Source organism: Propioniciclava sp. LT294 (genome assembly GCF_059516005.1).
Genome location: NZ_JCAKNG010000002.1, coordinates 17,619 through 39,300, shown reverse-complemented (window position 1 = coordinate 39,300; position 21,682 = coordinate 17,619). Strand labels below are relative to the sequence as shown.

Annotated in this window: 19 protein-coding genes, 1 tRNA gene and 1 other RNA gene; 3 read left to right on the top strand and 18 right to left on the bottom strand. The window is 70.2% G+C overall.

The genetic code is table 11. The features are described from left to right. The first annotated feature begins 150 nt into the window (after positions 1 to 150). Entirely contained in the window at positions 151 to 1,509 is a 1,359-nt protein-coding gene (locus tag AC5YDA_RS02820) for an ammonium transporter (protein ID WP_496188850.1), read from the top strand. After that, on the top strand, positions 1,506 to 1,844 hold the full coding sequence (locus AC5YDA_RS02815; protein ID WP_496188851.1) for a P-II family nitrogen regulator: 339 nt from the start codon (positions 1,506 to 1,508) through the stop codon (positions 1,842 to 1,844). Before AC5YDA_RS02820 ends, AC5YDA_RS02815 begins: the two co-directional genes overlap by 4 nt. Before the next feature lie 23 nt (positions 1,845 to 1,867). On the opposite strand, the gene AC5YDA_RS02810 is transcribed toward AC5YDA_RS02815, so the two are convergent. From AC5YDA_RS02810 to AC5YDA_RS02780, 7 genes are all read right to left on the bottom strand, one after another. Further along, positions 1,868 to 2,563 (bottom strand): ComF family protein, encoded by a 696-nt coding sequence (locus AC5YDA_RS02810; protein ID WP_496188852.1) that lies wholly within the window; start codon positions 2,561 to 2,563, stop codon positions 1,868 to 1,870. Between the two features lie 24 nt (positions 2,564 to 2,587). Then, on the bottom strand, positions 2,588 to 4,291 hold the full coding sequence (locus AC5YDA_RS02805) for an LpqB family beta-propeller domain-containing protein (protein WP_496188853.1): 1,704 nt from the start codon (positions 4,289 to 4,291) through the stop codon (positions 2,588 to 2,590). Beyond that, the gene (gene mtrB, locus AC5YDA_RS02800; RefSeq protein ID WP_496188854.1) at positions 4,288 to 5,841 is read right to left on the bottom strand and encodes an MtrAB system histidine kinase MtrB; all 1,554 of its coding nucleotides are present in this window, start codon (positions 5,839 to 5,841) and stop codon (positions 4,288 to 4,290) included. The genes AC5YDA_RS02805 and mtrB overlap by 4 nt, the downstream gene beginning before the upstream one ends. Further along, a complete protein-coding gene (gene mtrA, locus AC5YDA_RS02795) occupies positions 5,838 to 6,539 on the bottom strand; it encodes an MtrAB system response regulator MtrA (protein WP_496188855.1) in 702 nt (233 codons plus the stop codon). The genes mtrB and mtrA overlap by 4 nt, the downstream gene beginning before the upstream one ends. A 10-nt stretch (positions 6,540 to 6,549) precedes the next feature. Beyond that, the gene (locus AC5YDA_RS02790) at positions 6,550 to 7,125 is read right to left on the bottom strand and encodes a YqgE/AlgH family protein (protein WP_496188856.1); all 576 of its coding nucleotides are present in this window, start codon (positions 7,123 to 7,125) and stop codon (positions 6,550 to 6,552) included. A 66-nt stretch (positions 7,126 to 7,191) separates the two neighbouring features. Further along, positions 7,192 to 7,562, bottom strand: a transfer-messenger RNA (tmRNA) gene (ssrA, locus tag AC5YDA_RS02785). Between the two features lie 66 nt (positions 7,563 to 7,628). Then, entirely contained in the window at positions 7,629 to 8,198 is a 570-nt protein-coding gene (locus tag AC5YDA_RS02780; RefSeq protein ID WP_496188857.1) for a DUF1707 domain-containing protein, read from the bottom strand. Between the two features lie 79 nt (positions 8,199 to 8,277). Here AC5YDA_RS02780 and AC5YDA_RS02775 point away from each other — a divergent pair, with 79 nt between their 5' ends. Next, positions 8,278 to 8,646, top strand: a complete 369-nt coding sequence (locus tag AC5YDA_RS02775; protein WP_496188858.1) for an FKBP-type peptidyl-prolyl cis-trans isomerase — start codon at positions 8,278 to 8,280, stop codon at positions 8,644 to 8,646. 154 nt (positions 8,647 to 8,800) lie between these two features. Here AC5YDA_RS02775 and AC5YDA_RS02770 read toward each other — a convergent pair whose 3' ends face one another. From AC5YDA_RS02770 to aceE, 11 genes are all read right to left on the bottom strand, one after another. Continuing rightward, entirely contained in the window at positions 8,801 to 10,657 is a 1,857-nt protein-coding gene (locus AC5YDA_RS02770; protein WP_496188859.1) for a DUF2207 domain-containing protein, read from the bottom strand. Between the two features lies 1 nt (position 10,658). Beyond that, the gene (gene smpB / locus AC5YDA_RS02765) at positions 10,659 to 11,132 is read right to left on the bottom strand and encodes an SsrA-binding protein SmpB (RefSeq protein WP_496188860.1); all 474 of its coding nucleotides are present in this window, start codon (positions 11,130 to 11,132) and stop codon (positions 10,659 to 10,661) included. Between the two features lie 75 nt (positions 11,133 to 11,207). After that, on the bottom strand, positions 11,208 to 12,758 hold the full coding sequence (locus tag AC5YDA_RS02760) for a peptidoglycan DD-metalloendopeptidase family protein (RefSeq protein WP_496188861.1): 1,551 nt from the start codon (positions 12,756 to 12,758) through the stop codon (positions 11,208 to 11,210). A 43-nt stretch (positions 12,759 to 12,801) separates the two neighbouring features. After that, complete coding sequence (gene ftsX / locus AC5YDA_RS02755) at positions 12,802 to 13,704, bottom strand: permease-like cell division protein FtsX (RefSeq protein WP_496188862.1); 903 nt, start codon at positions 13,702 to 13,704, stop codon at positions 12,802 to 12,804. Between the two features lie 22 nt (positions 13,705 to 13,726). Further along, on the bottom strand, positions 13,727 to 14,413 hold the full coding sequence (gene ftsE / locus AC5YDA_RS02750; protein ID WP_496188863.1) for a cell division ATP-binding protein FtsE: 687 nt from the start codon (positions 14,411 to 14,413) through the stop codon (positions 13,727 to 13,729). Between the two features lie 110 nt (positions 14,414 to 14,523). Continuing rightward, a complete protein-coding gene (gene prfB / locus AC5YDA_RS02745) occupies positions 14,524 to 15,642 on the bottom strand; it encodes a peptide chain release factor 2 (protein WP_496188864.1) in 1,119 nt (372 codons plus the stop codon). 76 nt (positions 15,643 to 15,718) lie between these two features. After that, positions 15,719 to 15,791 (bottom strand) — tRNA-Val (locus AC5YDA_RS02740). Between the two features lie 63 nt (positions 15,792 to 15,854). Then, positions 15,855 to 17,081: an MFS transporter gene (locus AC5YDA_RS02735; protein WP_496188865.1), complete on the bottom strand. Its 1,227-nt coding sequence runs from the start codon at positions 17,079 to 17,081 to the stop codon at positions 15,855 to 15,857. A gap of 54 nt (positions 17,082 to 17,135) precedes the next feature. After that, positions 17,136 to 18,314 carry a Gfo/Idh/MocA family protein gene (locus AC5YDA_RS02730; protein WP_496188866.1) on the bottom strand — a complete coding sequence of 393 codons (1,179 nt, stop codon included), beginning with the start codon at positions 18,312 to 18,314 and terminating at the stop codon, positions 17,136 to 17,138. Continuing rightward, positions 18,314 to 18,691 (bottom strand): DUF3052 domain-containing protein, encoded by a 378-nt coding sequence (locus AC5YDA_RS02725; protein ID WP_496188885.1) that lies wholly within the window; start codon positions 18,689 to 18,691, stop codon positions 18,314 to 18,316. The genes AC5YDA_RS02730 and AC5YDA_RS02725 overlap by 1 nt, the downstream gene beginning before the upstream one ends. Positions 18,692 to 18,877: 186 nt before the next feature. Then, entirely contained in the window at positions 18,878 to 21,640 is a 2,763-nt protein-coding gene (gene aceE / locus AC5YDA_RS02720) for a pyruvate dehydrogenase (acetyl-transferring), homodimeric type (protein ID WP_496188867.1), read from the bottom strand. Positions 21,641 to 21,682: the final 42 nt, after the last annotated feature.

Here is a 21,682-nt window from a genome sequence, read left to right as displayed (position 1 = left end):
TTTCCGTACCCCTGCTCGTCACCTCCCCCCCGCGCGGCTCAGGCCACCCGGCTCCCGCCACCGGCCCCGGAAACACGCTCGTAACCCCGGGTAACCAAGTCGGAACCCGGGCAACACGGAGGTGAAACACGCGAGCCCGAGAGTGGACCCATGGTCAACGACATCAGCACCGGCGACACCGCCTGGGTCCTCATCAGCGCAGCGCTCGTGCTGCTGATGACACCGGGCCTCGCCTTCTTCTACGGCGGCATGGTCCGCGCCAAGGGCGTCCTCAACATGATCATGATGAGCTTCGTCACCATGGGCACGGTGGGGGTCCTCTGGATCCTCTACGGCTACTCGATGTCCTTCGGCAACAGCGTCAACGGCCTCGTCGGCAACCCCGCGCAGTTCGCCGGCCTCGCCGGCCTGATGGGCGGGGACGCCGTGGTCGGCACCGTCCCGGCCCTCGCGTTCGCCGGCTTCCAGGCCTGCTTCGCGATCATCGCGGTGGCCCTGGTCTCGGGCGCGATAGCCGACCGGGCCACGTTCACCGGCTGGACGCTGTTCACCGTGGTGTGGGCCACCCTCGTCTACTTCCCGGCAGCGCACTGGGTCTTCGCGTTCGACGGGCTCACGGCCGGCTCGGGCGGGTTCATCGCCAACTCGATCAAGGCCATCGACTTCGCCGGGGGTACCGCGATCCACATCAACGCGGGCGCGGCCGCCCTGGCCCTGGCGCTGGTCGTCGGCAAGCGGGTCGAGTTCGGGCACCGCCCCATGCGTCCCCACAACATGACGCTGGTGATGCTGGGCGCAGCCTTGTTGTGGTTCGGGTGGTTCGGGTTCAACGCCGGTTCGGCACTGGGGGCGAACACGACCGCGGCCGTCGCCTGGGTGAACACCCTGGCCGCCACCGCGGCAGCCATGCTCGCCTGGCTCGCGGTCGAGAAGCTCCGCGACGGCCATCCCACTTCACTGGGGGCAGCCTCGGGTGTCGTGGCGGGCCTGGTCGGCATCACCCCGGCGGCCGGATCGGTCAGCCCGCTGGGCGCCCTCGCCATCGGTGCCGTCGCCGCGGTCGCCTGCGCCTACGCCGTCGGGCTCAAGAACGCCCTCGGGTACGACGACTCGCTGGACGTCGTGGGCATCCACCTCGTCGGCGGGCTGGTCGGCACGCTGCTCATCGGGCTGTTCGCCGACCCGTCCTCGCCCGCCGGGGTCGCCGGGTTGTTCCACGGTGGCGGCGTGGACCAACTCTGGCGCCAGTTCATCGGGGCCACCGTGGTCCTGGCCTACTCCTTCGTCGTCACGTGGTTGATCGGGACGGCGATCCACCGCACCGTCGGCTTCCGCGTCAGCAAGGCCGAGGAACTGCGCGGCATCGATCTGGGCCAGCACTCCGAGGTCGGCTACGACCTGTCCCCCGTCTACTACTCCGCCCTGGCCGGCACGGGCGTCCGTCGCTCGCTGCTGCTGGACGCCGACGACCTGCCGGCGTCGGAACTCACCGAGGAGGCCTCGTCATGAAGCTCGTCACCGCCATCATCCAGCCCGACAGCCTGGACGACGTCCAGCGCGCCCTCGTCCGCTACGGCGTCAAGGGCATGACCGTCTCGGAGGTCTCCGGCTATGCCCGCCAGCGTGGGCACACGGAGGTCTACCGGGGCGAGACCCTCACGATCGACTTCATCCTCAAGGTGAAGCTCGAGATCCTCTGTGAGGACGAGGAGGCCGACCCCCTCGTGTCCGTGATCGCCGACGCCGCCCGTACCGGACAGGTGGGCGACGGCAAGGTCTGGGTGACCGACGTGCAGTCGGTCGTCCGCGTCCGGACCGGTGAGGTGGGGATCGCCGCCATCTGAGCGGCGGAGGCGGTGGGTCGCCCTCATGCGCCCCACCGCCTCGGCGTCGCCGCCACCACCGCGCAGGCGGACGCCGGTGTCCCGGCCCGGTCGAGCGCCCGGCAGGCCTCGGCCAGACTGGCGCCGGTGGTGGTCAGGTCGTCGACCACGAGGCGGAGGTCCCCAGGACCCGCGTCCCCCATCGACAGGGGCCGGGCCACCAGCGCGCCGGCCAGGTTGGTGAGGCGGTGGGCCACCCCCAGGGACGACTGGTCCGCCACGGCCCGGACGTGGCGGAGCGTGGGCTCGACGCGCGCGGGCAACCCCGCCCTGGCCAGGGAGCGTGCGGCCACCCTCGCCAAGGTCAGCGTCGTGTCGAGCCCGCGCTCGCGCACCGAGCGTGGCTGGGAGGGCAGGGGCACGAGCGTGAGGCCTCCGTCCGGTCGCCCGACCGCACGCACCGCCTCCACCGCCGCGAGGGCCAGCGACTCCCCCAGGGGCCCACCCAGCCACCAGCCGGTGCGCTCCTTGTAGGCGACGATGCAGCGCTGCCACACGTCCGCGTACGCAGCGGCGGCGACGACCGGAACACCGCACCGGGCATCCGGCACCGTGAAGGGCTCCGCGGCCCGCACCTGCGTGCTGCAGGTGGCGCAGAGGCCGGCGCACGGCGTCCGGCAGCCGGGGCACGCCGCCCCCAGCAGCAGTGAGGCTGCGGCGTCCACCAACCGTCCCGGCACGACCCGGACACTAGGCGGCCCCTGTCAGGGGTAGAACACCGAGGTCAGGTCGACGTCGTGCTGGGACCAGCGCAGGTCGCTGTTGTAGCGCCACACCCGGCCGTCGGACGCCCGGACCATCGGCGGCGCCCCCGGGGCGACGGCGAGTTCGACGAGGCCGTCGGCCTCCGTGGGACCGATGGGCACGATGGTCGCACCGTCCTGGGCGACGGCCTGCACCGTGCTCGTCCGCCCGTCGTTGACCAGGACGAGGAGGGAATCCGCGGCCCGCCACCCCACGTCGAGCGGGGCCAGCTTGGCGACGGACGTCGTGCTCACCCGTAGTTCGCGCCAGTCCCGGACCGAGACGCCATCGCGGCCGCGGACGACCACGGCCACGCCCACGGCCTGCTGCCCGCCCGGGCGTTCGACGAGGAGCGCGATCCGGACGCCGTCCGGCGCCAGCCGGAAGGTCCCCACCCGGGCGTCCCCCAGCCCGTCCACGGAAACGGGCGTGAAGGTCCCGGTTTCGGGGACGCGACCCAGTTCGCCGGCATCGTTGTTGACCCAGATGTCGCCGAAGCGGTCGAACTGCGGGCGCCGCAGCCCAATCCCCGTCCCCACCGGCGTGACGACCGACTCCCCCAGCGGCGTGAGTTCCAAGGTGCTGCGGTCGGAGGTGACGACGGCCACCGCGACGAGCGCATCCGGGCGGACCGCCGCATGGCTCACTCCCGTGGCGCCGGGAGCGACGGGGAGGTGCTCGATCCCGCGGGTCCCCTCCACGACCCGAACGATCTGCCCGTCCGCCAGCGCGAACAGCTGCCGGCTCCCCTGGCGCGCGGTCGGGTCCGCCTCGGGGAACCCGCTCACGGGGATCGTCGTGCCGTAGGGCTCGATCGACCACGGGTCCTCACCGGCCCAGCCCAGGCTGATGGCGACGACCGACTCGAAGGATCGGTAGCTCCAGGCGAGCTGGGTGGCCAGCGCGGTCTGCTCCGGGGGCGTCAGGGCTCGCGACCCCTGACGCAGAGAGACCTGCGCGACACCGGTGGACGAAACCTCCACCCGCTCGAGGGCGACGTCCGCCAACGGTGGCTCGACGGCCCGGGCCAGCCAGTCCGTCGCACCGCCGATGACCGCCTCGGCCGCACCCTCGTACGCCCCCAGCCCCCGGGGGAAGTAGCGCGGGTCCGGCACCAACCAGCGCGCTCCCGGCCCCCAGAAGTAGGGGGTGACCCGGGTGAAGGCGCTGGAGAACAGGTACTCCGAGATGAGGAGGCCCTCCGGTGGGTGGCCGATGCGCCATTGGCCGTCGGCGTCGCGGAGGAGCCCGAAGTCGTGGTCGATCGTCTCCACGGACTGCCGGTAGGCGCCCGACGGGTCGAGGCTCCCCACGACGGGCGCCCGGAGGACCGCACCCTCGTCCGTGGCCACCACCGGGTTTCCCTCGGCATAGATCCGGACGCCGGCCCCCGGATCCCAGCGCCCCGCCGCGTCGGCGGTCAGGTAGGTCCGCGCCACGCGGTAGTCCGGCTGGGAGGACGCCATGGCGTGCAGGAAGCCCTCGACGACCGTGATCGGGGTGGCGTTCCGCCCGGGTGGGGCCGGCGCGATCATCACGCCGGGATTGAGCCGGCCGGGCGTCGCCTGCACCCGCTCGACGGGGCCGCTCGTGGGGACGCCGCTGCACCCGGCCGCGGCGACGGCCAGGACGACGAGCAGGAGGAGGAGCCGGGTCCGGGTCATGACGCCCTCCACTCCGCCGGCACGACGGGCAGCGGCGACACCTGGACCGTCGCGCCCGGCTCGATCGGCAGGGTGAGCCGGAACTGGGCGCCGTGCCCGGGACGTCCCCAGGCGTTGAGCCAGCCGCCGTGCAGCTGAGCGTCCTCCAGCGCGATCGACAGGCCCAGCCCCGAGCCGCCCACCGTGCGTTGCCGCGACGCATCCGCCCGCCAGAAGCGCGTGAACACCTGGTGGGCCTGCGCCGCGCTGAAACCCACGCCGTGGTCGCGGACCGTGATGGCCACGGCGTCCTCGTTCGCGGCCACCGAGAGGACGACGTCGTGTCCCTCCCCGTGCTCGATGGCGTTGGTGAGCAGGTTGCTGACGATCCGGCGGACGCGCCGGGGGTCGACGCGGCAGCGCGCCGTCCCCGGGGCGTGCAGGACGAGCTTGGTGTCGTACGCGTCCGCCAGGGGCTGCTGGGCGGCGATCTCCGTCGCGACCAACTCGGTCAGGTCGACGTCGTCGATCTGGAGTTCCGCGGCGCCGGCATCGAACCGGCTGATCTCCAGCAGCTCGGTCAGCAGGTGCTCGAAGCGGTCGAGCTCGCCCTTGAGGAGTTCCGTCGAGCGGCGGGTGAGCACGTCGAACCCGTCGCGGCCGTCGTACAGCACGTCGGCGGCCATGCGGACGGTCGTCAGCGGCGTCCGCAGCTCGTGGCTCACGTCGGAGACGAACTGGCGCTGGACGAGCGAGAGGTTCTCCAGTTCCTGGATCTTGCGACCCAGTTCGTCGGCCATGTGGTTCATGGATCGCCCCAGGCCCGCCAGGTCGTCCGAACCACGGATCATCATGCGCTCGTCCAGGTGACCGGCGGCGATGCGCTCGGAGGTCTCGCGGGCCGCCCGGATCGGCTGCAGCGCCTGGAGGGAGATCAGGTACATCAGCCCCGTCATGAGGGGGAGGAACACGACCGCGGCCAGGAGCGCCGCCCGCTGCACGACTTCGAGGGTCTTCTGCTCCTGCTCCATCCCGAACAGGAAGTACACCGGGTAGCGCCCCGACCCGGGGGCCAACAGCGCGCCGCCGACGACGAGGCCGGCGCGCGGCGTCCGACCGTCGGTGAACGAGATGGACGTGGGGGTCGTGAACAGGTCCTGGCCACCCGCGGCGACCGCTTCCCGGATCGCCACCGGAACCGAGGAGACGGAGACCCCGGCCGAGGTGATGTCCGAGACCGGCCCCGAGATGATCAGGTCGTACTGGTCACCGACGTTGCCGCGGCTCGCGACATCGCGGGCCAGGCGCGTGAGGTGCTCGTTGACGGTGGACGTCCGCAGATCGGCGTCCCGCAGCGAGGCCTGCATGCCATCCAGCACCGCTGACGCCTCGGACACCGACTGGTCGTTCTTGGCCACGAGGATGCCGCGGGTGGACTGGTCGACCAGCAGCCACCCCGTGATCCCGAACACGACCAGGGCTGCCAGCACACTGTTGGTGACCACACGGAACGACAGCGACCGGGACCACCACCGGACCGGGGCACCGAGCACGCGGCCCAGCCGGCTCATGGCGCGCTGGGCGTCCCCGCGCGGTAACCGATGCCCCGGACCGTCACGATGATCTCGGGGTGCTCGGGGTCGCGCTCGATCTTGCTGCGGAGCCGCTGCACATGGACGTTCACCAAGCGGGTGTCACCCGGGTGGCGGTAACCCCAGACCTCCTGGAGCAGGAGTTCGCGCGTGAAGGCCTGACGGGGCTTGCGGGCGAGGGCGAGGAGCAGGTCGAACTCGAGCGGGGTGAGCGCGATGGGCTCCTCGCCGCGGTGGACGGTGTGGGCATCCACGTCGATCATGATGTCGCCGATGCGCAGGACGACCGGGTCCTCCCCCGGAGGTGCCGAGCGGCGCAGGCGGGTCTTCACCCGGGCCAGGAGTTCTTGGGTCTTGAACGGCTTGGCCACGTAGTCGTCGGCACCGGCCTCGAGCCCCTCCACCACGTCGGACGTGTCGGACTTCGCGGTCAGCATGACGATGGCGACATCGGACTCGGCACGGAGGTCGCGGCACACGTCCACCCCGTCACGTCCGGGGAGCATCAGGTCGAGCAGGACCAGATCCGGGCGGAACCGTCGGAACTCGTCCACCGCCTCATCGCCCCGTCCCACCCAGGCCGTCTCGAAACCCGATGCCTGCAGCACGATCTGGAGCATCTCCGCCAGGGCCACGTCGTCGTCAACCACGAGGACCTTGCTGCCCGTCACAGTCACCAATACCCCCTCAGTTCAGCTCCGGCGTGGGCGTCCACGTTGACAGCCAGCCTAGTTGCCCGCCCTGACGGGCCAGCACGCGGCGCCACAGGGATTCCGGATCCGGATCGAAGACGTCGGCGTGGCGCCCGTGGACGGGGTGCCACATGCCTTGGGCGACCTCGCCCTGCAGCTGTCCCGGGGCCCAGCCCGCATAGCCGGCGAAGATCCGCAGGTCGCGGTAGGCCCCCGCAGCCAGTTCGATCGGCGTCTCCAGGTGCAACAACCCCACCCGGTCGAACAGGTTCCGCCACCCCGGCGGCTCCTCGGTGGGGTGCACGGGCGCGGCCAGGCAGATGGCGCCCTCCTGGGAGACCGGTCCCCCGTCGAACAGCCGGTGGGGCCACGTGGTCAGGGCGTCCCACCCGGGCAGGACGCTGGCGAGGTCGACCTCGGTGTAGGAATTGAGCACGACGCCGAGCGCGCCCGAGGCATCCACGTCGAGCAGCAGGATGACGGCGCCGTCGAAGATGCCGTCCGACAGTTCGACACCGGCGACCAGCAACGTGCCGGGCTGCAACGGCGCGCTCACGATGTCCGGGTCCACCCCAGCATCATGGCACGGAAACGCAACGGTCCCGGCTCGTTCGAGCCGGGACCGTTGCGGGTCAAGGGGTGGAGGTGGCGGGAGTCGAACCCGCGTCCTCGAGAGGCGAACCAGGTCTTCTCCGGGCGCAGCCGATGGTGTCGTTCTACTCGGCCCCCGTGCTCGGCATCGGCACGTCACGGACAGGCCCAGCCCTGGTTGAGTCCCGGTCGTCCGCCACGGCGTCAAACGACCAGCAAGCCTTCTAGATGAGGCCAGGAACCGGGTCGAAGGCTAAACCCGGGCTGACCCTTCGATCACTGATCAGGCAGCGAGAGCGAAGTCTGCGCGATGGTTGTCGGCAGTTGTTGGTTCCCAGCGTTCGTTAACGAGATGTCGCTGGCTCCTCGGCCCGCTTCTCCTGGGACTACCGTCCCAAGTCGAAACCAGTCACCCCCTGTTGAGTTGTCCTCCCGGGAGACCGGGAGCTCTCCAGCATAGGCGATGCGAACACCGCCACACAATCAACGCCCGTCGGTGCGCAGAGCTTCCAGCCGGATGAGGCGCGTCACGGGATTGCTGAACGGCTGGCCGGACAGCGCACGTGCCCCGCCCGTGATGGTCAGCACCAGCCAGCCGAGCCAGCCCAGCCCCATGAGCGGGCCCATGACCCCTTCGGGGAGGAGGACGCCTCCGACGATGGCGGTGGCGAGGAGCAGCAACCCGGCGATGAGCTGGAAGTTGAACGCCTTGGCGGCTTCGCGGCGCGCCGGCGTCCCGGGCGTGGCGACGGCGTAGAAGAACAGCGGCCCGAAGATCCAGGTGAACAAGGACGAGAGGTGCGCGACGGCCCCCAGGCCCGTGGCCCGAGGGTGGTGCGCGACGCGCGGCTGCGGCGCCATGATGCGGGGCGGCAGGCCGGCGAGGCTGGCGTTCAGGTCCCGGCGCGTCTGTGCCGTCATCACCATCCCCAACCGCTCGTCGAGCTCGACCTCATCGAGTCGCCCGGCGGAGTAGGCGTCCTGGAGCGCGGACTCGGCACTCGACCGTTCGACATCGCCGACGCGGAGATCCAGGGAGTGGTGGTTGATCATGGACCCATGCTGCCCGCCTAAGGGCCGTCGGCCATCCGGCGTTCCCCGGATCGGCCCCTCTCCCCCCTACGCTGGGACCATGGACAAGCCCATCATTGAGATCCCCGACACCGACGCCCCGACCGAGCTCGTGCTCGACGACCTCGAGGTCGGCACCGGCCCCGAAGCCGTGCCCGGCCAGCAGGTCGCCGTCCACTACACCGGCGTCGCCTGGTCGAACGGGGCCGAGTTCGACAACAGCTACGACCGCGGCGAACCGCTCGTGTTCGGCCTCGGTGCCGGCCAGGTCATCCAGGGTTGGGACACCGGTATCGCGGGCATGAGGGTCGGCGGACGCCGTCGCATCACCATCCCCCCGCACCTGGGCTACGGGGCCCGCGGCGCCGGCGGCGTCATCAAGCCCAACGAGACCCTGGTGTTCGTCTGCGACCTCGTGGGCGTTCGCTGATCCTGTTCCATCGCGCTGCAGCGCCGACACTCAGGGATGCCACGTCGTGAGCGGGATTGCCACGCGCGCAGACGTGACATCCCTGAGTGTCGAGCCCACCAGCCGGCGCGAGTGAGACATTCCTGAGTGTCGGCTCCCCACCAGGAGTCGCCCCCTACCAGGAGCCGCCACCCCCACCGCCGCCACCGCCGCCGGAGAAGCCGCCACCACCGAACGCCGAGCCGCCCCCGCCGAAACCGATGTCGTTGCTGAAGCTCGGCCCGTGCGAGGCGACCGATGGCGCCGTGGAGGTCGGGATCGAGTGGTTCAGCGCGTTGAGCTGCCACAGCAGCAGGTTCGCGTCGAAGACGGAGGCGCCGTACCAGGAGGCGTCGGGCCGCGCGATCCGGCCCAGTGCGATCGCCTCGTCACAGACCCGCACCCAGCGATCCGCCAGGCCGAACAGCACGGCCCAGGGCAGGTACTTCGTGAAGATGTCCTCGCCCTCCTCGAATGTCAGCTGGTCGGCCTCGGCGGTGGCGATGTAGGTGCGGAACCCCTCGACCTGATCCGTCCAGGCCCGGCCCAGTGCTGTGCGCTGGCCGCGCGCCATCTTGGTCCTCACCACGATCAGGGTGACCACCAGCGCGATCGTGGCGGGCACCAGGAACCAGCCCATGCCGGCCAACAGCCGCACGTCGAAGAAGAAGACGGCGAAGAACATGGCCACCCACAACAAGCCCATGGTGGATCCGCTCTTGCGCCCACGTGCCACCTGCCGGAACCACTGGTTGCCGAGGGCGACCGAACGCGCGTCACGCTCGAGCGCGTCGGAGGCGTCCGCCAACTGGCCGGCACGGTCGAGGCGGACGGTCCGCTCGCGGCCCTCGAAGAGCTCGCCGAGCAGCAGGGCGCTCGGGTCATCGGGCACGCCGCGGGGGTCCCGGAGCTCCGCGCGGGGGTTGCCCTCGGACGAAAGGGTGATGGCCCCGTGCGTGGCGAGCCCGACCAGTGTTGCCGTCAGGTGCTCGGTTCTGTAGCGCCCGTCCATCAGGAAGCCCGCATACGTCAGGGGCAGCTTGGGCGGTGCGAAGGCGACGGGGATCTGGATGTCCGGGTCGTTGCGCTCGACCCTGCCCGGCTCCCCCGCCAGCGGGACGGTGCCCGGGGGCACGCCCGCGTACCGCTCGTCGTGCCCCCGGCGCCGGTAGTAGAGGAAACCCGCCACCGGGATGGCGACGGCTGCCACCGCGCCGGCGCCCTGCATGACGCGGGTGGCGCGCATCTCGGCGGCATCGCCACGCTCGACGCGGATCGGAGTCGCGTTGGCCACCGCAGCGCCGTCCAGCTGGACGCCGATGGTCATCAGGCTTCCCGCGGGGATCCCGTCGTCGTTGCTGAACGTGACCGTGTCCCCGGACACGGCGGCGCGGCTGCACTCGGTGGTCGAGCGGGGCGGACCCATGAAGCAGGTGGCTCCCTGGACGCCGCCGGGCACGGCCACCGTGACCGTCGAGGAGCGGATGGCGCCCATCGTCGAGCCGGTCACGTCCCAGTACAGCTCGGGAACCCCCGTCTGGTCCGGCGTCCGCAGTGCACCCCGGACGTCGTAGGAGATGACGTACGTCGCCGTCGGCGCCTGGATGGTTCGGTTGGCATCACCGATGCGGATCCGGGTGACCGCCTCGCGCCCGGTGGTGGAGTACCTCGACACCTGGCTCGCGGTCGACACGTTGCTGGGACTGCTGACCGTGATGTTGCTGATCTCGTAGACCATGTCCTGCTGGTCGTCGAACGGCTCACGCGTGACGAGGTAGCGCTCGTAGCCGTGGCGCCCCGAGTCGGACCCGAAGCGCAGGACGATCGTCTCGGTGACCTTCAGGACGCCCTCGGGCGTGACGGTGTACGCCGCGTCGAAGCGATCGTAGGTGTCCCCTGCAGCGTGCGCCGGCGTAGCGACCCCGAGCGTCCACGCCAACGCGAGGATCAGGCCCGCGACGGCCGACAGGGAGCGGCGTACGCCGCCGGGCACCTCAACGTCCCCTCTTGTTGCGGGTCGCCAGCGCACGCTGGGCCTCGCGGTTGGCGTCGCGCTCGGCGATGGTCTGGCGCTTGTCCCAGTCCTTCTTGCCGGTGGCGACCGCGATCTCGACCTTGGCGTACCCGTCGCTGAAGTAGATCGACAGCGGAACCAGGGTGCGGCCCGAGTTGGCGACCTCCTTCTCCAGCTTCGTGATCTCGCGACGGTTCAACAGCAGCTTGCGGGTGCGCAGGGGGCCATGGTGGTGGGTCCCGAACTTGTACTCGGGGATGTTCACGCCGCGCAGCCAGACCTCGCCATCGTCGATCGTGGCGAACCCGTCGACGAGGGACGCCCGACCGGCGCGCAGCGACTTCACCTCCGTGCCGAGCAGCACGATGCCGGCCTCCACACGGTCACCGATGTGGTAGTCGTGACGGGCCTTCTTGTTCTGGGCGACCAGGACTCGCCCTTCGGGTCGCGGCATCGGCAGCGGGCTCCTTCCAGACGCGAAGTGCCGCCCAGCATATAGCCGGACGGCACTCGTGCCATGGCGGGCGGGTCAGGCCACGTAGCGGACCGGGTTGACCGGGGTGCCGTTCAGCCGCAGTTCGAAGTGCAGGTGCGGGGTGGTCGACAAGCCGGTGTTGCCGACGTAGCCGATGAGTTGGCCCCGCTCGACCTTCTCCCCGGCACCCACGACGATGCGCGACTGGTGCGCATAGCCGGTGGTCACGTACTTGCCGTCGATCAGGTTGCCGTGGCCGATCAGGACGAAGTTGCCGAAGCCTCCGTTGGGGCCGGCCTGCATCACCGTGCCGGACTGGGCGGCATAGATCGGCGTGCCCGTGGGTGCACCCAGGTCGACGCCGTTGTGGGGGCGCCAGTACTGCAGGATCGGGTGGAAGCGGAGCCCGAAGGCCGAGCCGTAGCTGGCGTCCACCGGGCGCTGGAATCCATAGGCGGACATGCGCGGCCCCGAGCGGGAGGGCTGGACGGCCGGCGTGTCGCGCGGCGGTTGGGCCGCAGACCGTTGCTGCGCCTGCTCCGCCGCGCGGGCGGCCTCGTCGGCGGCCCGCTGCTTGGCGGCCGCATCCGCTGCACGACGTCGCTCGGCCGCATCCGCTGCACGACGTCGCTCGGCCGCCTCCGCCTCCTGCTGGAGCCTGCGGGCCTCGGCCGCCTTGCGTGCGGCCTCTTCCGCGGCCTTGCGACGCGCCTCCTCCTCAGCCTTGCGACGGGCCTCCTCCTCGGCGCGGATCCGCTCGATCTCCGCCTGGATCTGAGCCTGCAGCCGCTGCTCGTCCGCCTGTAGGGAGCGGAAGTTCGCCTCGTCCGCGTCGAGCTCCGACTGGGCGGCGGCGCGGGCGGCCTCGTTCGCCGACACCAGCGCGGCCACCGTGCCGCGTTGCGCCTCGGCCTGTCGTTCGAGTCGTGCGATGCGCGCGACCGACTCCTCCGATGCGGCCTTCTCGGCGGCGATGCGCGCCTCGATCTCGGCCTGCAAACGGCGGGCCGCCTCGAGCTCGGCGCGGACGGCATCGAGTCGCGCCTTCTCGGCGGCCTGGGTGTCGAAGACGGTCGTGTTCCACTGGAGGCGCTGGCTCATCTCCGCCGGGGTCTCGGAGCCGAACACCACCGCCAGCCCCCGCAGGTCCGTCTGCTGCTGGAACGACTCGCGCGCGGCCTGACCGATGAGCGCGACCTGGGCCGCCACCTCTGCCTCGGCCTTGGCGACCCGCCGCTTCGCGGCCTTCAACTCGGCCCGGGCCTCAGCCAATTCCTTGGCGATCCGGGAGTCATTCTCGCGCGCCATTTCGAGTTTGACCGCGATGTCGGCAAGAACGGCCTGGGCGTGCGCCAATCTTTGGTGGGAATCAATGAGCGCCTGGGTCGCCGAACTCACATTCTGCTGCGATTGCTCGACGATTCCGCGCTGAGAATTCTGCTGGGCCCGGTTGTCCCGCAGGCCACCGCGCAGGTCGGACAGGGTGTCGGCACTGGACAGCGGCGCGACGAGCGCGACCGACAGGGTCGCAGCGGCACACGCGGCCGCCACTCGACGCGCCACCGATCCCGTGGACCTGCGCTTGTCTGCGTGGACGTGACTCACTTCTTGCTCCCAACGATCGCCTGTGCGACCGCCGGGAGGAGGGCTACACCCTCAGGAACCGACGCGTCGCAACCAACGTGGGGATCATAGAGAGGGCGATGGCCACCGCCACAAGCCAAACCATCGCTATTCCGACGTGATCCCAGCCGATCCACGTGAATCCCTGAAGGGCAGGTTTAGCCTTTTCGACGATGGCGAACTGCTGGATCGCGGCCAGGGTGCCGCACGCCAGGGCGGCCCCGCCGAGCGCGACGAGGAGACTCTCGAGGAGGAACGGCAGCATGATGTAGGTGTTCGAGGCGCCCACCAGACGCATGATCCCGATCTCGCGCCGCCGGGTGAACACCGCCATCCGGATGGTGTTGCCGATCTGCAGCGCCGCGGCCACGAGGAGCAGACCCGAGGCCCCGATGGCCAGCCATCGACCCCAGTTCAGCCACTCGAACAACGGGTCGAGGAATTGGCGCAGGTCCTGCACATTCTGGACGCCGGACATCATGCTCGTCTCGGCGACGACCTTCTGGTATTGCTCAGGATTCACCAGCTTGATCCTGAAGAGGTCCTGCATGTCCTCAGCATTCATGGACGCGAGGACGGGCGAATCGGCGTAGGTCTGCCGGAACTCGGAGAAGACCTCTTCCTGACTCTGGTAATACACCTCGGCGACTTCCGGGTTCGTCGTCAGGGCGGCCCGGATGCGGTCACGCTCGGCGTCGGTCGTGCCCTGCCCCGGCGTGCAGTTCTCCCCCTGGGTGGCTGCGGTGCAGAGGAACACGTTCAGCTCGATGCGGTCGTACCAGCGCCCCTTGATCAGGTCGACCTGCTGCGTCACGAGGACGCCGACGCCGAACAGCGAGAGGGAGACCCACATGGTGACGAGGACCGCGAAATTCATGCTCGCATTGCGGCGGAGGCCCGAGACGAGTTCTGTCAGTGCGTGACGCATGGTGTTGATTCCCTCTTCCCGATCACTGGTACCCGTAGACGCCCTGCGCCTGGTCGCGGATGAGCTCGCCATTGCTGAGCTCGATCACGCGCCGGCGCATCTGGTCGACGATCGTCGCGTCGTGGGTCGCCATCAGGACGGTCGTGCCGTCGCGGTTGATCTGGTCGAGGAGCTTCATGATGCCCACCGAGGTGGTCGGGTCCAGGTTGCCGGTCGGCTCGTCGGCCAACAGGATCTTGGGTCGGTTCACCACCGCGCGGGCCAGTGCCGCTCGCTGCTGTTCGCCGCCCGACAACTCCTCGGGCAGTCGGTCGGCCTTGTCCGCCAGACCCACCAGCTCGAGGGTCGCCGGGACGGCGCGCCGGATCTCGCGGCCCGAACGTCCGATGACCTGCAGGGCGAAGGCGACGTTCTCATGGACGGTCTTGCCCGGGAGCAGCCGGAAGTCCTGGAAGACGGTGCCGATGCCGCGCCGCAGCTTCGGAATGCGCCAGCGCCCCATGCGACCGACATCGCGCCCGTTGACGACGACCTGACCGGACGTGGCGCGCGACTCGCGCAGCACGAGCCGAAGGAAGGTGGACTTGCCGGAGCCGGACGGGCCCACGAGGAAGACGAACTCGCCGTCCTCGATGGTCGCCGAGACGGCGCTCAGCGCGGGCGACTTCTGCCCCGGATAGGCCTTGGTGACGTCGGTGAAGGTGATCACAGCTTGTTCCCGGCCGGGTTCGACGATGGGGAAGTTTCCTGAGAGTTCTCAGGCCGACCGTGTTTCAGAGTAGGCGAAGCGGACGCCCCGGGCGCGGCACCACGCCGCCGTCAGGCGTCCGGGTTGGCCTCCATCTGCTTGCGCCAGCGGATGCCGGCGTCGATGAATCCATCGATGTCCCCGTCGAACACGGCGTCGGGGTTGCCGACCTCGTGGCTGGTGCGGAGGTCCTTGACCATCTGGTACGGGTTCAGGACGTACGAGCGCATCTGGTCACCCCACGACGCCTTGACGTCACCGGCGAGTTCCTTCTTCCTCGCGTCCTCCTCCTGCTTCTTCAGCAGCAGCAGGCGCGACTGGAGCACCCGCATGGCGGCGGCGCGGTTCTGGATCTGGCTCTTCTCGTCCTGCATCGAGACCACCAGTCCCGTCGGGAGGTGGGTGATGCGCACGGCCGAGTCCGTGGTGTTGACCGACTGGCCGCCGGGCCCGGACGAACGGAACACGTCGACCCGGATGTCCGACTCCGGGACGTCGACGTGGTCGGTCGACTCGATCAGCGGAATGACCTCGACCGCCGCGAACGACGTCTGCCTGCGCCCCTGGTTGTCGAAGGGGCTGATGCGGACGAGTCGGTGCGTGCCGCCCTCGACCGACAGCGTGCCGTAGGCGAAGGGGGCGCTGACCTCGAAGGTGACCGACTTCAGCCCGGCCTCCTCGGCGTAGCTCGTGTCCATGACCTTGGTCGAGTAGCCGTGGCGCTCGGCCCAGCGCAGGTACATGCGCAGCAACATCTCGGCGAAGTCCGCGGCATCGACGCCACCGGCGCCGGCGCGGATGGTGACGACGGCGTCCCGCTCGTCGTAGTCACCCGAGAGCAGGGTGCGGACCTCGAGGGCCTCGATCTCCCCACGGAGGGAACCCAACTCGGCCATCGCTTCCGCCTGGGCCCCGGCGTCGCCCTCCTCCGCCGCCAGCTCCACGAGTACCCCGAGGTCGTCCAGTCGGGAGCGCAGCGCGCCGACGCGGTCGAGTTCGCTGTTCAGCGCCGAGAGGCGGGAGGTGACCTTCTGTGCGTTGTCGGGGTCGTCCCACAGGTCGGGTGCGGCGACCTTCTCGGAGAGTTCGGCGATCTCGGCTCGCTTGGCGTCCGGATCGACGACGGCCTCGATGCTGCTCAGGGCGCGGTCGAGGTCGGCGATCTCCGCGGGAATGTCAATGGCTGCCACGAAGAGCCACTCTACCGCCTGCGTCGCCCGCCACGGACAGGGCCGGGCCGGGCCACCACGGCGTGCGGCCCACGGGTGGGCGCAGAGGGACTCGAACCCCCGACAACTTCCTTGTAAGGGAAGGGCTCTACCAACTGAGCTATGCGCCCGGCGCAGGGATCCATTGTGGCAGGCTCGACGGCCCTTGCGCTGCCGTGGCCCGCCCAGCGGCCTCAGCGGACCGGGTCGAGGTCGCCCGCCGCGCGCCGCGCCGTCCGTGCGATCCAGCCGAGGGCGGCCGCGGGCACGATCAGAAGCCCGGCAGCCATGGCCAGACCGCCGTACCCGAGGGCGGCCAGCACCACACCCGCCAGCAGCGCCGCCGCCGCCCCGCCGTAGTTCATGAGCGCGTCGGTGGCACCTTGCAGCGGGATGCGCACCTCCCCGGAGTCGACCCCCGCCAACAGGACCGAGGCAGCGATGATGGAGGCGGACCAGCCCAGCCCCAACACGACCAACGCCACCAGTACGGCCGGGAGGGACCCGGGAGCGACGAAGGCGACCACGGCAGCCACCCCGAGACCCATGAGCCCACCGAGCGCGACGCGCATCGGCCCCACGCGGTCGGCCAGGGCACCGAAGACGGGGCTGAGGGCGTACATGCCGAGGATGTGCAGGCTGATCGCCAGCCCGATGACCTCGAGCCCGTGCCCGACCCCACCCAGGTGCACCGGGGTCATCGACATGATGCCGACCATCACCGCGTGCGCGACGACGATCAACGCCACGGCGAAGCGGGCCACCGGATGCGCGGCGGCCCATCGCAGCGCCTGCGTCGCCGAGATGGGCGAGGCCTGTCGACCCGCCGCGGGCGACTCACCGGCACGCCGATCGAGCAGCAGCAGGATCGAGGCACCGGCCAGCAGGAAACCGAGCAGGGAGAACAGGTAGGGGCCCGCCAGCCGGGGCAGCCCCAGCGAAGCGCCCAGCGCGCCTCCGGCGGCGCTCAGATTGGGTCCGGTGGCCGAGCCGATCGTCGTGGCCCACATCACGATCGACATCCAGGTACCGCGCCGCTCGGGCCCCGCCAGTTCGGACGCCGCGTAGCGGGTCTGCAGGTTGGTGGCCTGGGCCGCGCCGAAGGCCAGGAGCCCGAGGAACAGGACCGGGAGCGACCCGAGCGCCGCCCCCGTGATGACGACCGCGGCCCCGGCCAGGGCGATGCCGTACCCCAGCGCCAGGGCCGGACGGCGGCCGCGGCGTGCGGCGAGCGTGGCCAGCGGCACGGCGAGCATGCCGGCACCCAGCACGCTCAGTGCCTGCCCGACGCCCGCCCAGGCGGTGGAGCTCAGGCTGACCACGAGGAGGGAACCGACGGCGATGCCGGACGCCACGCCCACGCCACCCAGGACATTGGAGGCGATGAGCGCCGCGAAGGAGCGACGGGAGGCTGTCAACACGAGCACCAGGGTACCGCATATACCCCCAGGGGTATGGACGGACCGCCTGCGAACTCACCTGCGCTCGGGGTACCGCCCCTCGTCCCGGATATGCCGGTTGAGTTCGTCCAGGAACAGGTCCTCGTCGAAGTCCACGGGCACCTCGCGGCCCAACCAGCCCGACAGGATGATCGCGTTGGACAGCCGGACGGCGTTCATCCCGTCCGCGACGGGGGCGAGCAGGGGCTCACCGTACAGGATCGCGCGCGCGAAGTTCTCCAGCACCTCGACATGGTTGACGCCGTAGGTGGGCGTCCCCTGGACGAGCTCGGTCGTGGCGAACTCGCCCCAGTCGACGTCGCCGTGGATGATGCGCCCGATGGTCTCATCGTCCATGGCGCTCGAGTACTCGCGCATCGGCTTGTGCAGCCGCGTGATGGTGGCCCGCTGGGAGTCCTCCACCAGGATCTTGCCCTGCTCACCCAGGATCTCGAGCCGGTCGACGCCCATCATGTCGTGGGTGGCCGTGATGAAGACGCCGGTCCCCTCCCGCCCGTAGTTGAGGACGGCGGTGACGTCGTCGTCCACGTCGATGTCGTGCGCGAAGCCGAACGGCACCTTGGCGAACACGCTCGCGGGCATGCCGCACAGCCACTGCCACAGGTCCATCTGGTGAGCGGCCTGGTTGATGAGGACGCCGCCGCCCTCGCCACCCCAGGTGCCGCGCCAGGCGTCCTTGTCGTAGTACCGCTGCGGGCGGTACCAGGTGGTGATGATCCAGGTGCCCCGGCGGAGGCGTCCGATCTCGCCGCTGTCGATCACCCGCTTGAGCCGCGACCACAGTGGGTTCGCCCGCATGTTGAACATGGCGCCCACGACGACCTCGGGACGAGCGGCGGCCGCGCTCAGGAGGCGGGAGACCTGCTGGGTGTAGACGCCCAACGGCTTCTCCACCAGGACGTGGATGCCGCGCTCGATGGCGGCCTGGGCCACCTCCGCGTGCAGGTAGTGCGGGACCGTCGTGACCACGGCATCGACGTCACCCGAGTCCAGCAGCCCCTCGACGTTGTCGTGGAACGGCACGTGGGGAAACCGCTCGTGCGCGAACCCCGCGGTCGCCTCACGACCGCTGAGGGCCCCCAGCGTCATGTGGGGGACGCGTCCCCGTTCGATGAGCCCGGCGTAGAAGCCGCCCTGGCCCCGCGCTCCGATGACGCCCAGGCGGACGGTCCGTCTGCCCGGGCCGCCCGGCATCAGCGCTTGCCCGCGCGCGGACGAACGATCCGCTGGGCCTGCCACTCCTTCGACACCGAGGCCGGGCTGGCGAGGACCAGGCCCGCCGTGGCGGTGCCCTCCGCGATGTCGGCCGGGTCGACATAGCCCTCGCGGCCGATCTTCGGGGTCATCAGCCAGATGTGGCCCGTGCTGGAGAGGTCACGCAGGGCGTCGACGAGTCCGTCGCCGACGTCACCGTCCTCGTCACGCCACCACAGCAGCACGGCGTCGACCGCCTCGATGGCCTCCTCGACCAGGTCCGCGTCGATCGCGTCCATGATCTCTTCGCGCAGGGCCTCGTCCACATCGGAGTCCCAGCCCAGTTCCTGGACGACCTGACCGGGATCCAGGCCCATGGCCGTCCCCGTGACACCACCCTGCTTACCGGGCACCGGCGTGCTGCCCAACGTAGGACACCCCCTCTTGGATCGAATGACAGGCTCTAGCGTGCCAGACGGCGGCGAAGCGCGCGAGGCACCACGTCGAATCGTGGTCCCCCGCGCGCTTCGCGTGCTGACACTCCCGGAAGGATCCCGGCGCGATCAGGACTCGCCGCCGGCATTGCCGGACGTACCGGCGGTGACGTCGAGCAGGCGGTACTTCTCGGCCGCCCGGCCGGGCCAGGTCGGATCGACCTCACCGCGCGCGGCGAGCATCTGCAGCGCCTTCACGACCATCGACGGTCCGTCGATGTGGAAGAACCGACGGGCGGCCGCGCGGGTGTCGGAGAAGCCGAAGCCGTCCGCCCCCAGCGAACCGAAGTCACCGGGCACCCACTGGGCGATCTGGTCCTGGACCGCCCGCATGTAGTCGGAGGTGGCGACGACGGGGCCGGCGGCGTCCTTCAGCTTCTGGACGATCCACGGCTCGGCGTGCTGCTCGTTCGGGTACAGGAACTTCGCCTCGTCGACGGCCAGCGCGTCGCGACGCAGCTCCGTCCAGGACGTGACCGACCAGACGTCCGCCACGATGCCCCAGTCGTCGTGCAGGAGCTGCTGTGCCTCGAGTGCCCACGGCACCCCGACGCCCGACGCGAGCAGCTGGACCTGGCGGGCGTCGCTGTTGACGCCCTCCCAGCTGCCCTTGGCCAGCAGGTACATGCCCTTCTTGATGCCCTCGGCGTCCACACCCTCCGGCTCGGCGGGCTGCACGAGCGGCTCGTTGTAGACCGTCAGGTAGTAGATGACGTCCTCGGGGTTCTCGCCGTACATGCGCTCGAGGCCGTCCTGCATGATGTGGGCGATCTCGTAGCTGTAGGCAGGGTCGTAGTGGACGATCGCCGGGTTGGTCGAGGCCAGCAGCGGGCTGTGCCCGTCCATGTGCTGGGTGCCCTCACCGGTCAGCGTCGTGCGCCCGGCGGTCGCGCCGATCATGAAGCCACGGGTCAGCTGGTCGGCCGCCGCCCAGACGGCGTCGCCGGTGCGCTGGAAGCCGAACATCGAGTAGAAGATGTAGATCGGCACCATGTGGATGCCGTGGGTCGCGTAGCTGCTGCCCACGGCCGTGAAGGACGCCATCGAGCCGGCCTCGTTGATGCCGGTGTGGATGATCTGGCCCTGCTTGGACTCGCGGTAGGACAGCATCAGGTCGTGGTCCACCGGCGTGTAGTTCTGGCCGTGCGGGTTGTAGATCTTGATGGTCGGGAACAGCGAGTCCATGCCGAAGGTGCGTGCCTCGTCCGGGATGATCGGGACGACGTGCGCGCCGAACTCCTTGTCGCGCAGCAGGTCCTTCAGCAGGCGGACCCACGCCATGGTGGTGGCGACCTCCTGCCGGCCCGAGCCCTTCTTCACCGAGTCGTACGCCTTGGCGTCCGGCAGCTTGAGCGGCTTGGGGGCGTTGCGCCGCTGCGGCACCGGCCCACCGAGGGCGCGGCGACGCTCCATCGCGTACGCGATGCGCTCGTCGGAGGCGTCCGGGCGGACGTAGGGCGGCTGGTACGGATCGGCCTCGAGCTGGGCGTCCGAGACCGGCATGTCCAGGCGATCGCGGAACTGCTTGAGGTCGTCCAGCGCCAGCTTCTTCATCTGGTGCGTCGCGTTGCGGCCTGCGAAGTGCTGGCCGAGGAAGTAGCCCTTGATGGTGTGGGCGAGGATGACCGTGGGTGCGCCGGTGAACTTCGTCGCGGCGTCGTAGGCCGCATACACCTTCTGGTAGTCGTGGCCGCCGCGGGTCAGGTTCCAGATGCGCTCCGGCTCCCAACCCTCGATCATCTTGGCGGTGCGCGGGTCGCGGGCGAAGAAGTGGTCGCGGACGTAGGCGCCGTCGTTGGCCTTGAACGTCTGGTAGTCACCGTCGGAGGTGGCGTTCATGACGTTGACCAGGGCGCCGTCCTTGTCGGCGGCGAGCAGCGGATCCCAGCCGCGGCCCCAGACGACCTTGATGACGTTCCAGCCGGCGCCACGGAAGAAGCTCTCCAACTCCTGCATGATCTTGCCGTTGCCACGGACCGGGCCATCGAGGCGCTGCAGGTTGCAGTTCACGACGAAGGTCAGGTTGTCGAGTTCCTCGTAGGAGGCCAGCTGCAGGGCACCGCGGCTCTCGACCTCGTCCATCTCACCGTCACCGAGGAAGGCCCACACGCGCTGCTGCGAGGTGTCCTTGATGCCACGGTTGTGCAGGTACTTGTTGAACTGCGCCTGCCAGATCGCGTTGATCGGCCCCAGACCCATCGAGACGGTCGGGAACTCCCAGAAGTCGGGCATCTGGCGCGGGTGCGGGTAGGAGGGCAGGGCGCGGACGCGGCCGTCGACGATGTGGCTCTTCTCCTGGCGGAAGCCGTCCAGGTCGGCCTCCTCCAGACGCCCCTCGAGGAACGCGCGGGCGTAGGGACCGGGGCTGGCATGGCCCTGGAAGAAGATCTGGTCGCCGCCGCCCGGGTGGTCCTTGCCACGGAAGAAGTGGTTGTACCCCACCTCGTAGAGGGTCGCCGAGGAGGCGAACGTCGAGATGTGACCGCCGACGCCGACCCCGGGACGCTGGGCCCGGTGCACCATGACCGCGGCGTTCCAACGGAGCAGGCGACGGAACTTGCGCTCCAGCTCGTTGTCGCCGGGGTACCACGGCTCGGCCTCGGCCGGAATGGTGTTGATGTAGTCGGTCGACGTCAGGGACGGGACGCCGAGGTGACGCTCACGGGAGCGCTCGAGCAACTTGAGCATGATGTAGCGCGCACGGTTCCTGCCCTGCTCATCGATGAGCCCGTCGAGCGACTCCAGCCACTCAGCGGTCTCTTCGGAGTCGATGTCCGGCAGGTTCGTGGGCAGCCCGTTCAGGATCGGGCCCGCGTTGTCGCGAGTTGGCACGAAAGGTGTCCTTTCTCAGACCGTCAAGGCGGCGGGGCATGC